The 12,989-nt window shown below is 70.7% G+C and carries 11 protein-coding genes and 2 pseudogenes; 6 read left to right on the top strand and 7 right to left on the bottom strand.

Annotated elements, in window-relative coordinates:
• Positions 1-6 precede the first annotated feature (6 nt).
• Positions 7-849 (top strand): alpha/beta fold hydrolase, encoded by an 843-nt coding sequence (locus AOK03_RS12725; protein ID WP_055565331.1) that lies wholly within the window; start codon positions 7-9, stop codon positions 847-849.
• On the opposite strand, the gene AOK03_RS12720 is transcribed toward AOK03_RS12725, so the two are convergent.
• The 6 genes from AOK03_RS12720 to AOK03_RS12695 all read right to left on the bottom strand — a co-directional run bounded on the left by AOK03_RS12720 (position 850) and on the right by AOK03_RS12695 (position 7,250).
• Positions 850-1,377, bottom strand: a complete 528-nt coding sequence (locus AOK03_RS12720) for an SRPBCC family protein (RefSeq protein WP_055565330.1) — start codon at positions 1,375-1,377, stop codon at positions 850-852.
• 30 nt (positions 1,378-1,407) lie between these two features.
• Positions 1,408-2,637 carry a DegT/DnrJ/EryC1/StrS family aminotransferase gene (locus tag AOK03_RS12715; RefSeq protein ID WP_055565329.1) on the bottom strand — a complete coding sequence of 410 codons (1,230 nt, stop codon included), beginning with the start codon at positions 2,635-2,637 and terminating at the stop codon, positions 1,408-1,410.
• Positions 2,638-2,818: 181 nt separating this feature from the next.
• Positions 2,819-3,916 (bottom strand): GNAT family N-acetyltransferase, encoded by a 1,098-nt coding sequence (locus tag AOK03_RS12710; protein ID WP_055565328.1) that lies wholly within the window; start codon positions 3,914-3,916, stop codon positions 2,819-2,821.
• Between the two features lie 215 nt (positions 3,917-4,131).
• Complete coding sequence (locus tag AOK03_RS12705; RefSeq protein ID WP_079074676.1) at positions 4,132-5,313, bottom strand: serine hydrolase domain-containing protein; 1,182 nt, start codon at positions 5,311-5,313, stop codon at positions 4,132-4,134.
• A gap of 141 nt (positions 5,314-5,454) precedes the next feature.
• Positions 5,455-6,696 carry a multidrug effflux MFS transporter gene (locus AOK03_RS12700; protein WP_063792490.1) on the bottom strand — a complete coding sequence of 414 codons (1,242 nt, stop codon included), beginning with the start codon at positions 6,694-6,696 and terminating at the stop codon, positions 5,455-5,457.
• Positions 6,693-7,250, bottom strand: coding sequence for a MarR family winged helix-turn-helix transcriptional regulator (locus AOK03_RS12695; RefSeq protein WP_079074675.1), 558 nt, complete (start codon positions 7,248-7,250; stop codon positions 6,693-6,695). The genes AOK03_RS12700 and AOK03_RS12695 overlap by 4 nt, the downstream gene beginning before the upstream one ends.
• 211 nt (positions 7,251-7,461) lie before the next feature.
• Here AOK03_RS12695 and AOK03_RS12690 point away from each other — a divergent pair, with 211 nt between their 5' ends.
• From AOK03_RS12690 to AOK03_RS40790, 5 genes and pseudogenes are all read left to right on the top strand, one after another.
• Positions 7,462-7,902, top strand: a complete 441-nt coding sequence (locus AOK03_RS12690) for a VOC family protein (protein ID WP_055565327.1) — start codon at positions 7,462-7,464, stop codon at positions 7,900-7,902.
• Positions 7,903-8,203: 301 nt separating this feature from the next.
• On the top strand, positions 8,204-9,577 hold the full coding sequence (locus AOK03_RS12685) for an MFS transporter (RefSeq protein WP_244177591.1): 1,374 nt from the start codon (positions 8,204-8,206) through the stop codon (positions 9,575-9,577).
• 113 nt (positions 9,578-9,690) lie between these two features.
• Entirely contained in the window at positions 9,691-9,924 is a 234-nt protein-coding gene (locus tag AOK03_RS12680; RefSeq protein WP_055565326.1) for a hypothetical protein, read from the top strand.
• 118 nt (positions 9,925-10,042) lie between these two features.
• The gene (locus AOK03_RS12675) at positions 10,043-10,867 is read left to right on the top strand and encodes a hypothetical protein (protein WP_055565325.1); all 825 of its coding nucleotides are present in this window, start codon (positions 10,043-10,045) and stop codon (positions 10,865-10,867) included.
• A gap of 57 nt (positions 10,868-10,924) precedes the next feature.
• Positions 10,925-12,187 (top strand): annotated as a pseudogene (locus AOK03_RS40790) (MFS transporter); the annotation flags it as partial.
• Here AOK03_RS40790 and AOK03_RS43955 read toward each other — a convergent pair.
• Positions 12,170-12,989: pseudogene (locus AOK03_RS43955) on the bottom strand (transcriptional regulator); the annotation flags it as partial. The pseudogenes AOK03_RS40790 and AOK03_RS43955 overlap by 18 nt on opposite strands.

Genomic DNA, 12,989 nt, shown 5'->3' with positions numbered 1-12,989 from the left:
GGTCGCGTGAGCACGCCCACCAAGTCCACGCCGTGGAGGCCGAGTCAGCGGGTTCAGGTCACCGCGGGCGAGGTCGCGACCGATGTCTTCGGCGACGGCCCTCCTCTCGTCCTGGTCCACGGCACGCCCGCCTCCTCCTACCTCTGGCGCAACGCCGTGCCGGAGCTCGCCCGCCACCACACCGTCCACGTGTGGGACCTCCTCGGGTTCGGCGAGTCCCGCCTCGCTCCCGACGCCGCACCTTCCATCGCCCAGCAGGCCCGCACGCTGGCCGAACTGGTCGAGCACTGGGGGCTGACGGCCCCACGCCTGGTGGGGCACGACATCGGCGGCGGAGTCGTGATGCGCGCCCACCTGATCGAACAGGTTCCGGCGGCCGGACTCGCCCTGCTCGACGCCGCCGTCATCGGCCCGTGGAACACCCCGTTCACGGATCATCAGCAGCGTCACGCGGAGGCGTACCGCACGATGCCGACACATGTGTTCGCCGACATCGTCGACGCACGGCTGCGGACCGCGACCCACCTGCCGATGCCCGAGGCCGACGCCGCCGCCTACCTCGCCCCCTGGAACGGGGCCGAGGGTCGACGGCGGTGGATGGAGCAGGTCTGCGCCGTCACCTTCGAGGACACGCGGGATGTCGTGGAGCGTCTGGACCGGGTGACCGCGCCGACTCTCGTGCTGTGGGGCCAGGAGGACCAATGGCTCGCGCCCGCCGCGGGTGAACGCCTGGCGGCGGCCATCCCCGGCGCCCGGTTCGCCACCATCGCCGCGGCCGGGCACTTCATCGCCGAGGACCGGCCCCGCGAGACGGCCGAGGCACTCGTGGAGTTCTTCGGCAGCCACTGATCAGGGGTTCCGGACGCCTTCGCCCTCCAGTTCCCTCTTGAGGTTGCGGAGGGTCCGGTCGATGTTCCCCACCTGGAAGACCGCGAAGGTCTTGCCCCGCGTGGCGATCCGGTCGAAGACTCCGGCCACGGAGTCCGGCCAGGAGCGCCGGTCGTCCGTCCAGGTCTCGGTCACCCGCGTCACCACTCCCGCCCCACCGGCTTCTTCCTCGAAGCGGTACTCCCAGGTGGCGATGGGGGCGCTCAGGCGGGGACGCTTCAGGCCGATCGCGTGCACCCGAAAGGCGAAGCGGCTGCCCGGGTCCGCGGCGGTCACCGTGCAGCGGGTGGTCCAGCGGAACGCTCCGCGCTTGTTGTGCCCGTCGAAGACCAGCCCCACCGAGGCCGGTTCGTCCGGTTCCGGTACGGTCGCGCCGAGGTTCTCGGGGCTCCAACGGCCCATCTGCGCGGGCCTGCTGACCTTCGCGTACACCTCCGACGGGGACGCCTGGACCAGGATGCTGCGGGACACGGCGAACGTGCGGGCCATGGGGAATGCTCCGTTCCTCGGCCCCCGACCTTACCCGCCAGTAGGTCCCACGGGAAGCGCCAGATCATCACGGGAGCCGAGCGGCGGATGCGCCGGTGCCGCCCGTTCCCTCGTCAGCGCCTTGGTGATCTTCCGGGCCAGGAGCGGGTCGGCCGGCAGCGTGTGCGCGGCGAACCAGCGGGCGGCCGAGGGGTCGGGGGACGGTTCCACGAACTCCGCGCCCGCGTAGTCGTCGAGCGGCGGATCGTAGATGTATCCGGCGACGACTCCGTGTCGCACCAGGCGATCGACCAGCGTGTCGCGGTCCTTGACCAGGAGCGGCACGCGGAAGAGCGGTGGAGGACCGTCGTCCGCGGGCCGGTCGCGGAGCGCCCGGGTGGCCCAGCCGGTGCCCGCCAGCAGCGACGAGCCCGCCTTGCGCCGGGCTAGGTCGTCGTCGAGCCGGGCGGTGCGCAGCTTCAACTGGCCGCGGACCAGCGCCCCATGACGGGCGCGATAGCCGTGGAGGTCGACGCGGATCCACGGTTCGTACGCGGTGAGACCAGGCTCCCCGGCCGCGCAGCACGTGAGGCGAGGGGCGTGCAGGTCCATCCGGAAGGTGTCGCGTTCCAGCATTCCGAGTCGCTGCATGGTGCGCCACACGGGGCGCACCAGATGCAGGCCGCGCACGGTCGAGCGGGCCAGGGGACGCAGCGTGGTGGACAGGTCGGCGCGGAGGCTGCGCGGCAGCATGAGCTCGTCGCGCAGCAGTTCCAGCTTGCGGCGGGTGCGCTCGTCCTCGACGGCGAGGAAGCCGCCCGCCATCGCCGCCACGTGCTTGGAGAGGCTGAACGCAGCCGCCGTCCCGAACGTCCCGATCGGCTGTCCGTCCACCTGCGTCCCGATCGCGTGGGCCGCGTCCTCGAAGAGCGGGATGCCCAACTGGGCGCATCGGCGGCGCAGTTCGACGACGCGATCGGGTATTCCGTACAGGTTCGTGGTCAGGACGGCGTCCACGTTCCGCCAGGTCTCCTCCGGCACGGCGGCAGGGTCGATGTTGCCGTCCCAGACGGAGACCGGCGCCTGCACCGGGCGCAGTCCCGCCGCGAGGACCACGAAGAGGATCACGTCGTCGTTCACCGGCGACATCAGGACGCGTGCGCCCGGCCTGCACCAGTGGCGCAGCGCCAGGTACAGCGCGAGCCGCGCCGAGGGCGTGTAGACGCACTCGCGCCCCAGTCGCCGCGTCATGGCCGCGGCGAGCCCCGATCCGTACGGCATCCTCACCTCTTCCGTCAAAGGAACGCGAGCAGACGGCCATCGGACAGCCGCATGGGCTGGACGGCCCGGGGAGGTCGAAGGGCTGGGGTACGAGGACCTGGTCGCAGGTGGCACTCGGCGACCGGTCACGTCGCGTTGGGCGCGCGGCCGGACGGCACTCGACGCTCGGCCGGGCCGTGGCTCAGCGCCCGCCCGCGTGGCGCGACGTGCGCATCGTGCCGACGGTCTTCAGCAGCCGGTCGGCCGGCTCTCTGAGCCGGGGGTGGGCCAGGACCGTGTTGCGCAGGCCGCGCACCGGTCTGCGCCACAGGCGGTGCGCCGCCGCCACCGGGTGGGGGCGGGTCGCGAAGCCTTCTCCCACGCGCAGTTCGCGGGTCTTGAGCCAGTCCTTGTACTCCTTGTCGCCCCGGCCCATGTCCATCAGCCGCACGCCGTCCCGGCCCGCCGCCTCCGCCATCCGCAGATGCATCATCAGGCCGGGCGAGTAGTAGCTGAGTTCGGGATCGTACGCGGTGAACCAGGCGGCGAGGACGGTGCTCGACGTCGGCCCGAAGTGCGCGGCCACCGGCCGGTCTCCCGCGTACACCACGGACAGCACGCCGGTGAAGTGGTCCTCTCGGACCTGGAAGAGGTCGTGCACCAGGTCGACGATCCAGGGCTTCGCGAAGCGGTCCATGCGGCCGGTCCTGCGGTATTGGGCGGACTTCCAGCGCATAAGGGTGAGCAGCAGCCGTGGGTCGCGCTCGTCGTAGACGAACCGCATCTCGCCGATGTCACGGCTCAGCCGGCGTTCCTTCTTCAACATCGTCTTGGCCTGGCCCGGATAGGCGCCGCGCAGCCATTCCGCGTAGGTCTCCTTCTCGCCGACCTTGAGGTCGAGGACCGGGGAGGCGAACGTGCCCGTGACGTACGCGCCGAACGGCTTCTGGTCCTCGACCAGATGGTCGAACTCGAAGACGGAGAGGCCGCAGGCCCGCAGCAGGGCACGGGAGTTCCAGGTGATCCCGGGCCGGTGCACGAGGGCCTGGCAGTCGGAGAGCCCGAGGCCGATGGCCCGGCCCACTCCGAAGGCGTTGCGCTCGAAGGGGAGGAAGCCGACGGCCTCCCCCTTGTCGCGCAACACCGCCACGTGCGTTCCGCCACGGTGCCGTGCGATGCCCATCGCGAACTCCGGCGCCAGGAAAGGGTTCGCGAAGCGGGGCGACTCGTCCATCGCCCGGTGCCAGGCGGCGCGGAGCGCGGGGCTCAGCCCGTCGAGCCGGTGGATCGTGATGTCCATCTCAGACCGACCGTCCTTCCGCGGGCTCCACGCGGCAGATGGATCTGTTGCCGGATCTGGTGCTGGGTCTGGATCTGGATCTGACGGAACTCATGGCTGACCGCTCCCCCGTTCCCCGTCCCCCTGTCCTGCGAGGCTCAAAGGTCGCGAAACCGTACGCATGTGTCAAGACCGCCGACAGCGAGCGGGGTCAACCCGGCCAGGTCGGCGCCGAGTCACTCGCAGTACTCGGCGTCGACGATCGCCTGCATGGAGTCGGCGCCCCAGTCCGCGTTGTAGCTGAAGGCCAGTTGGTGTCGGCCGTCCTCGGTGCCGACGGCCATGGAGAGCCAGCCCACCATGCCGCCGCCGTGGCCCCAGAGCGTGGTGCCGCAACTGGTCTTGAGCCGTGTGAGACCGAGGCCGTAGGCCATGTCCGGTGCGTCGGGCGAGGTCACGGTCGTCTTCATCGCCTTGAGCTGCTCCGGCGGCAGGAGCCTGCCTCGCAGCAGCGCGTGGTAGAACCGGTTGAGGTCGCCGGTGGTGGAGACGATGTCGCCGTCGGCCCAGCCCTGCGAGCCGTTCATCTCGGTGATGTCGTCGATCCGGTCGGGGTCCGACGCGAAGAGCTTGGAGTAGCCCCTGCTGCTGGGCCGGGGCAGGTGGATCCCGTTGCCGGGGTTGGTGGTGGCCTTCAGCCCCAGGGGCTTGATGATGCGGTCGCGCACCTCGGCCTCGTACGTCCGCCCGCCTGTCCTCTCGATGATCAGTCCGGCCAGGATGTAGTTGGTGTTGGAGTACGAGTGCTTCGCGCCGGGCTCGAACAACGGCTTGTGGGCCAGGGCAACGGCCACGTGCTTCTCGGGCGGCAGGGTGTCGTACCGGTGCTCCAGGTATCCGTCGCCCCGCAGGTACGTCCTGCCGTATTCGTCGTCGGCGAGGTAGTCGAACAGGCCGCTGGTGTGGTTGAGGAGCTGTCTCACGGTGATTCTGCGGCCGTCGTTCCCGTTGCCGCGCACGAGACCGGGGAGGTGGCGCTCCACGGTCTCGTCGAGGTCGAGGCGCCCCTCCGCCTCCATCTGGAGAAGCACGGTCGCGACGAACGACTTGGTGATGCTGCCGACGCGGAACCGGTCGTTCTTGCCGCGCGGCGCGCCCGATTCGAGATCGCCGACACCGGCCGTCGACGACCAGACGCCGCGGGGGTCGCGGGCCTGCGCCGTGATGCCGGGGGTGCCCGCGCGTACGGCCGCGTCCATCGCGCGTTGGGTGGCCCGATGGTGGTGCTTGTTCGCAGAGGCCTTGTTCGCAGAGGCCTCGTCCGACGCCGCTCGGGCGGGAGCGACGAACGCGGTGGTCGCCACCGCTGCCGCCACGAGGCCCACTAAGCCGCTCTTCGCACTCTTCCGTAACGCCATGCCGCACTCCTCGTCATCGTCCGCAGAGGGCTCTGCCGCCCCTGCAGCAAGACCGTGGGGCGGTGTCGCGGGTTGAGCGGGCGGCGGCATGGAAGGGCGTTTCCTTGGCCCGAACGAAGCGCCGACGGGGTGGCCGCCCGGTCAGGCACGGTCCCCATCCGGCAGTCGCCGCCCGGCGGTCGCGGTGAGGTAGGCGGCGAGTGTGGCAGCGGTGAGGGCGGCGGTCATGATGGCCGCCATGGGGGCCGGGCTCTGGGTGCCGAAGTATCCGACGAGGGGGGGTGCCGCCGCGCCGAGCAGGAATTGACCTCCGCCGAGGAGGGCGGAGGTGGCTCCGGGAGCGGCGCGTCCACGGCTCTGCGCGACGGTGAGCACCGCGGGGAAGAAGACTCCGAACGCGGTGAGGCAGATCAGCAGGCACAGCCAGGTGAGGGGCATGACGCTGCCGATGGTGGTCTGGAGGAGGAGAAGGACGGCTGCTCCCGCGGTGGCGAGGGCGCCGCTGATGACGAGGAGCCGTTCCGGGGAGGTGCGTCGGGCCAGATGTCCGTAGGCCAGGCTGCCGGTCATGTTGCCGAGGGCGTTGACGCCGTAGACGAGGCTCGCCAGGGCCGGGGACAGGTGGTAGATGTCCCGGAAGACGAAGGTCGTTCCCGCGATGTAGGCGAAGACGGCAGCTCCGCCGAAGGCGAGCGCGAGCACCGGTGCGAGCAGTGCCCGCCGAGTGAGGATGCTTCCGATGGCGCGCAGACCGGCGGCCGGCCCGCCGGTGATGCGTGCGCTCGGTGGGTGGGATTCGGGTATCCAGCGCAGGATGCCCCAGGCGAGGAGCAGGCCGACGAGGGCGAGCAGGGCGAAGACGTAACGCCACGAGACGACCAGGAGCAGTGCTCCGCCCGCCAGCGGGGCGATGACCGGGGCCGTGGCGCTGATCGCTCCCAGCCTGGCGAAGACGGTGGGCAGTTGACGGTCGTCGAAGAGGTCCGCGACCACGGCGCGGGCGACCACGATACCGGCCGCGCCCGTGACGCCCTGTCCCACCCGTGCCGTGTCGAGCACGTCTGCTGTCGGTGCCAGCGCGCACACGGCGGAGAAGACGGCGAACAGCAGCGAACCGCCGACGAGGACCGGGCGGCGGCCGGTCGCGTCGCTGAGGGGGCCGAGGACGAGCTGCCCCAGGATCATGCCCACCAGGAAGCCGGTCAGCGACAGCTGCGCTCCGGCGGCATCCGTCCCCAGAGACCGTGCCAGGTCGGGGAGCGCGGGCACGTACATGTCGGTGGCCAGCGGGCTGGCGGCGCTCAGCCCGGCAAGGACGATCAGCAGTCGGGCGTGCGACCGGCGGGAACGGGGCGGTGCCGCGCCGGTGGAGGAGGTGGTCATAGCGCGGGAGCCGCTCCCGGCGCCCGGCCGGACGCCTCGTCGGCCCCCCGTTCGCCCCCGCCCGCGGTCACGCCGCCCGCGGTCACATCGCCCGCGTGCACGTCGGCCGCCGCGACCTCATCGAGCAGACCGGCTGCGATCTGCAGCACGGCGCGCTCGGCCGGCGACAGCGTCTGCCGCAGCGCCGCGGCCAGCCAGGCGTTGCCGTCCCTGACGTGCTCGCGCAGCGCCTCCCGGCCCGCCTCGGTGATCGAGATGTTCTGCCGACGGGCATCCTCCGAACTGCGCGAGCGCAGGATGCGGCCCTGTTCCTCCAGTTCGTTGAGCACCCTGGTCAACGACTGGGCCTGCAGGCCTTCGACGACGGCCAGTTCGGAGGCGGTCGACACCCCGTCATGCCGCAGGTTCGCCAGGACCGACGCGGCCAGCCGGGACAACGGGCGGCCGGGGCCCGGCTGCTCGGCCCGCAGCCGCGAGGCGAGTCGGGACACGGCCCACCGCACGGACTCGGCCAGCACCAGATCTTGTTGCTCCTGCTCTGCGCTCCCATCCATGAATACAAAGCTAAAGCTTCACGAAAGTGGGACGCAAGCGCGTGTGACAGTCAATATTAGTAAGCATCTGCGTTTGAATCGGAGGTCTACGGAGGCGCGACCGAATTTCCCGGAGTTGGCGGTCCGACGGATGTCGAGAACGCGCCACCGGCTCCGACCCAGGGACATCAGCGGCCACCACCGGCCGCACGACAGAGAAGGAGAAGCCAGCATGGCGATTCAGCGGATGGACAACGTCGGCATCGTCGTCGAGGACATGGACGCCGCCATCGCGTTCTTCGTGGAACTCGGTCTGGAGCTGGAGGGCAGGGGGGAGGTCGAGGGCCTCTTCGCCGACCAGTGCACCGGACTCGACGGCGTCCACTGCGACATCGCGATGGTCCGGACCCCCGACGGTCACAGTCGGCTCGAGCTGGCGAAGTACCGAAGCCCCGCGGCGACCAGCGCCGGGCCGCGCAACCGGCCGCACAACGTTCTGGGCACCCACCGCGTCATGTTCGCCGTCGACGACATCAAGGACACCGTGGCCCGCCTGCGCCCCCACGGTGCCGAACTCGTCGGCGAGATCGCCCGGTTCGAGGACAGTTACCTGCTCTGCTACCTCCGCGGCCCGGAGGGCATCATCGTCGGGCTGGCCGAGCAACTGCGTTGACCTGAGCGCAGGCATCGACGCGGGCAAGGTCCACGTCGTCACGCCGCAGCCCCCTCCACGACCGGCCGGGCCGGTGTCCGCCAACGCGGCACCCGCCCGGCCGACGTCGTTCCGGCACCCCCCACCCCTTGCACGTGATACCCCATGGGGGTATACATGACTCCGCTGATCACATACCCCCTGGGGGTACTCACCTCCGCAAGGTCGAGGGTGGTCTCCCCTTCCTCAAGAGAGGCCGGTCATGTCAACCGTCAATCCACGCCGCTGGTGGGCCCTTTGGGTGCTCGCCACGGCATAGTTCATGGTCATCATGGACACCTCGATCATCGGGGTGGCCCTGCCCGAGATGCAGAGGGACCTCGGCTTCTCGCCGGGTGACCTGCAGTGGGTGTTCAACGCCTACGTGATCGCCTTCGGCGGACTCCTGCTGCTCGGCGGCCGCCTGTCCGACCTGCTGGGAGCCCGGCGGGTGTTCACGGCCGGGTGGGTCGTCCTCATCGCCGGATCGGTCGTCGCGGCCGCCGCGCAGACCGCCTGGGTGGAGGTGTTCGGCCGGGCCGTCCAAGGCGTCGGCGGCGCACTCATCACACCCGCCGCCATGACCCTGTTGATGGTCCTCTTCGCCCACGACCCGAAGGAACTCGGCAAGGCGATGGCCCTGTACGGCGCGGCCGCACCGGCAGGCGGCACGGCCGGTGTCTTCCTCGGCGGCGTCTTCACCGAATGGCTCAGCTGGCCCTGGGTGTTCATCATCTACGTCCCGATCGGCCTCGCCACGCTCGCCGCCACCGGCCTGCTCCCGGCGGTGGCGCCCCGCCGCGGCGCCGTCGACGCACTAGGTGCCGTCACCGTCACCGCCGGTATCGCACTGGCCGTGTTCGCCGTCGTACGAGCGCCGGAGATCGGGTGGACCGCCGCGCAGACCCTGCTCGGACTCGGCGGAGCCGTCGCACTGCTGGCCCTCTTCCTGGTGATCCAGAAGGCCGCGCGAGAGCCGCTGATGCCGCTCGGCATCTGGCGGGTCCCGCGGCTGGGACCGGCCAATCTGGCGATGACGCTGCTCGGCGCCGCGTGGATCCCCATGTGGTACTTCCTCAACCTCTACCTCCAACAGGTCCTCGGCTACGGGGCGTTCGCCTCCGGCGCCGCGCTGCTTCCGATGACCGGCCTGCTGATGGTCTTCATGACGACGATCACGGCACGCCTGCTGGGCCGCTTCGGCGCCAAGCCGCTGATCGGCGCCGGGCTGCTGATCCTCGCCGCCGGGCTGCTGTGGCTGTCGGCAGTGGAGCCGGCCGGCACCTTCGTGGTCGACGTCCTGCCCGCCTCGCTGGTCGCCGCGCTCGGCATGTCCTTGGCGTATATCCCCGCGATGATGGCCGCCCTGTCCCGCGCCCCGCAGGAACAGGCCGGACTCGCTTCCGGCATCGTCAACACCACCTATCAGGTGGGCTCGGCCCTGGGCCTGGCCGCCCTCACCGCCCTGGCCACCACTCAGGGAGCCGACCGGCCGGGCGACCTGCCCGCACTCACGGACGGCTTCAGCGCCGCGTTCCTCGGCGCCGCGATCGTGGCGGCGGCGGGCGGGATCGCCACGCTCCTCGTCATGCGTACGGACAAGACCGCCGCGGCCGGGCAGCCGCGGGAGGAGGCGGGTGAGCGAGTGGGTGCCTGACGACGGAAACACCAGGCGTCCGTCGTCCGCGCGAGGACGACGGACGCGGCCCACTGACCACTCCCCCTGATCAATCTTCCCTGACGAATCCCCCCGTAGAGGATCCGATGACAATGACGCACCGGCCGATCTCACCCGACGACCAGGAGAAGGCAGGGCGAGCCGCGGCTTCCTGGGAGCTGCTCCGCAGAGGAGTCACCCATCCCCTGACCCGTATGGCGGCGGCCGCGCTGCTCCAGGCCCTGGCCGCGCATCTCGGCCGGAGCGACACCGGAACGCGGCCGCCGGCCGGTGACTGCCGGAGCGCGGCGAGCGGCGAGCGTTCCGCGTGCCTGGACACCGCGTAGCCCAGGCCTGAGGGACCACCCGCACACCGCTTTCCATATACCCCCCTGGGGTATATGGTTCGATCGTCGCCCTGACCGGACAACGCAGGAAACCGCACCAACTCCTAGGAGAGACGCCATGCAGAACCACTCCGCCCACGCCCGGACCGACCACGGCGCCCACGGCGGCACCCAGCCCGGTGGGCTGTCGGTCTCCGCGAACGGGTACACGCTCGACCTCGACTCGACGATCCGCACCGCCGGTCTGCAGCCGGTCAGCTTCAAGGTGATCGGCCCCGACGGGCACGCGGCGACCGAGTTCATCGCCGAACACGAGAAGGAACTTCACTTCATAGCCGTCCGGCGCGACACCGCCGGGTTCCAGCACGTGCACCCGGTGAGGGACGAGCAGGGGACCTGGAGCACCGAACTGGCCCTGGAGCCCGGCGACTGGAGATTCTTCGCCGACATCCGCCCGGCGGGCCAGGACCGCTCCATGACGCTGGGAATCGACGTCGCGGTCGCCGGACCGTACGACCCGCGGCCGCTTCCCGAGCCCACGGGGATCGCACGGATCGGCGAGTACGCGGTCGCGCTCGACGGCGAGCTCGTGCCCGGCGAGGCGAGGCAACTGACCCTGACCGTCAGCCGGAACGGCCGCCCCGTCACCGACCTGCAGCCGTACCTGGCCGCGTACGGACACCTGGTGGCCCTGCGGGTCGGCGACCTGGGCTACCTCCACGTCCACCCGGAGGGCGAACCGGGTGACGGCACCACCACGCCCGGCCCCGAGATCGCCTTCATGGCCGTCGCGCCCACCGCAGGCACCTACCGCCTGTACCTGGACTTCCAGCACGACGACACGGTCCGGACAGCCGAGTTCACGGTGCGGACCACCGCGGCCGCCCCCGAGCACAGCGGCCACCACGCACACGCACACGAGGGCCACCACGCACACCACTGACCGTATGAACGCCCCCTAAAACCGTGCCCCGCCGCATGGACACGGAAGGAACCCGCCATGCGTCTGTTCGCCGTCCGCGACTACCGCCACCTCTTCAGCGCCCAGGTGATCGCCCTGTTCGGGACGGGGTTGACCACCGTGGCCCTCGGACTGCTCGCCTACGAACTCGCCGGACCGCGCGCCGGGACGGTCCTCGGCACCGCACTGACCATCAAGATGGTCATGTACGTGTTCATAGCCCCGCTGGCTGCCGCCTACGTCGACCGGCTGCCCCGAAGAGCCTTCCTCTTCGTCCTCGACGGGGTCCGCAGTGTCGTGGTCCTCGCACTGCCGCTGGTCACCGAGGTCTGGCACGTCTACGCCCTGATCGGCCTCCTCCAGGCCGCCTCCGCCGCGTTCACCCCGACGTTCCAGGCCGTCATCCCCGACATCGTCACCGACGACTCCGACTACACGCGGGCGCTGTCCGCCTCACAGGTCGCCTCCACCATGGAGAGCCTGCTCAGCCCCGTGCTGGCAGCCGTCGCCCTGACGTTCCTGAGCTTCGACCGGCTGTTCCTGGGCACTTCCGCGGGATTCCTCGTCTCCGCCCTGCTCGTCCTGTCGACGCGCATCCCCGACGCCCGCCCCAGCACCCGCACCAAGGCGTGGGACAGAGCCTCATCGGGGATCCGGACCTTCTTCAGGACGCCGCGGCTGCGCGGCATCATGGCGCTCGACCTCGTGGTCGCGGCGGCAGGGTCGATCGTCGTCGTCAACACCGTCAACCACGTCCGTGACGAGCTCGGCGGCTCGCAGTCACACGTCGCCTGGCTGCTCGCCGCCTCCGGCACCGGAACCCTCCTGGCCGCTCTCGCACTGCCGCGCTTCCTCGACCGGATCGCCGCCCGCGCCGTCATGCTGACCGGCGCCGGAGTCCTCGTCGCCGCCACCACCACCGCAGTGACGCTCATGGCGGCCGGCCTCGTCACCTGGACCGGCACGGCGATCGTCTGGACCGGCATCGGCGTCGGCATGGCGCTGATCATCACGCCGACCGGGAAGGTCCTGCGCGCCTCCGTCGAACGGAACGCGATCCCCGAGGCGTTCGCGGCCCAGTTCTCCCTGTCGCACCTGGCCTGGCTGATCACCTATCCCATCGCGGGATGGCTCGGCACGAACGGCGGCTTCACCCTCGCCTGGTCCCTCCTCGCGGCCCTTGCCGGAGCGGGAGCGATCGGCGCCCTCCTCCTGTGGCCGCGCCACGACGGACAAGGCGCCACGACCACACCGCTCACCCCTCTCCCGCCCGGCGAGGACCGGTCAGCCCTGCCCTCGGCCGAGGGTGTACCGGTCCTTGACCTTCACCTCGGAGACCGAACGCCCCTCGGGAAAGACGCCCTGCCAGTCACCGATCACATGGAGCTCGTCGGTGCCCATCGCCCGTACGACGGTGAGGCCCTCGTCGTACGCCTTGTACGCCTTCATCCAGAGGTTGGCGAACGCCTGAGAGCGGATCAGGTGCATCCAGTCCGGACGGTACAGCTCGCGGTTGTAGTTCGACTCCCCCATGGTGGCGACGAACTTGGAGTACATCGCCTTCACGTACTCCAGCGTCACCTCGTCGTCCTCGGCGATCGCCCGGTCGCGGGCGTCCTTGAGGGCGATGCGGAACTTCTCGAGGAGCCCCTCGGTCGCGCCCGAGGTGTACGACTCGTGGATCGTCGGCGGCTCGCACAGCCCGTACTTGGCTGACGACAGGCGCAGGAGCAGGCGCAGCGTGGGCTCGGTGATCCAGAGCGGTCCCGGCTCGTCGCGGTTGCCGATCGGGTTCGGCAGCACCCCCTCGTGGTCCCAGTGGGGCGGGGTGACGAGGTGGACACCCGCGCGGCGCCGGTCGTGGCCGAAGCCGGTGGAGTGCTCCAGCTGGCCGATGGGGAGGTGCGTCTTGAGCGCGGAGAGATAGGCGCCGTTGATGTCGAGGGCCGTCACCTCATGGGCGCCCGGCGGCAGTTCGGGGCGGGTCCACTTGGGGCGCGCCTCCCAGATCTGGTCCGCGCCGCGCGAGGTCTGCTTGCGGAGGATGTCGGGGATCCAGGGATGCGCCACGACGTCGTAGCGACCGCCCTTGCGGGTCTCGTCC

It is taken from the genome of Streptomyces atriruber (genome assembly GCF_001418325.1).
Lineage (GTDB): Bacteria > Actinomycetota > Actinomycetes > Streptomycetales > Streptomycetaceae > Streptomyces > Streptomyces atriruber.
Note: the sequence above shows the minus strand (reverse complement) of the source record. Positions and strands in the feature narration are given on the sequence as shown.

Excerpts from the sequence above, each read along its gene's own strand:
- AOK03_RS12720 (WP_055565330.1), bottom strand. The coding sequence starts at position 1,377 with ATGGCCCGCACGTTCGCCGTGTCCCGCAGCATCCTGGTCCAGGCGTCC.
- AOK03_RS12715 (WP_055565329.1), bottom strand. The coding sequence starts at position 2,637 with ATGCCGTACGGATCGGGGCTCGCCGCGGCCATGACGCGGCGACTGGGG.
- AOK03_RS12710 (WP_055565328.1), bottom strand. The coding sequence starts at position 3,916 with ATGGACATCACGATCCACCGGCTCGACGGGCTGAGCCCCGCGCTCCGC.
- AOK03_RS12705 (WP_079074676.1), bottom strand. The coding sequence starts at position 5,313 with ATGGCGTTACGGAAGAGTGCGAAGAGCGGCTTAGTGGGCCTCGTGGCG.
- AOK03_RS12700 (WP_063792490.1), bottom strand. The coding sequence starts at position 6,696 with ATGACCACCTCCTCCACCGGCGCGGCACCGCCCCGTTCCCGCCGGTCG.
- AOK03_RS12695 (WP_079074675.1), bottom strand. The coding sequence starts at position 7,250 with ATGGATGGGAGCGCAGAGCAGGAGCAACAAGATCTGGTGCTGGCCGAG.
- AOK03_RS12690 (WP_055565327.1), top strand. The coding sequence starts at position 7,462 with ATGGCGATTCAGCGGATGGACAACGTCGGCATCGTCGTCGAGGACATG.
- AOK03_RS12685 (WP_244177591.1), top strand. The coding sequence starts at position 8,204 with ATGGTCATCATGGACACCTCGATCATCGGGGTGGCCCTGCCCGAGATG.
- AOK03_RS12680 (WP_055565326.1), top strand. The coding sequence starts at position 9,691 with ATGACGCACCGGCCGATCTCACCCGACGACCAGGAGAAGGCAGGGCGA.
- AOK03_RS12675 (WP_055565325.1), top strand. The coding sequence starts at position 10,043 with ATGCAGAACCACTCCGCCCACGCCCGGACCGACCACGGCGCCCACGGC.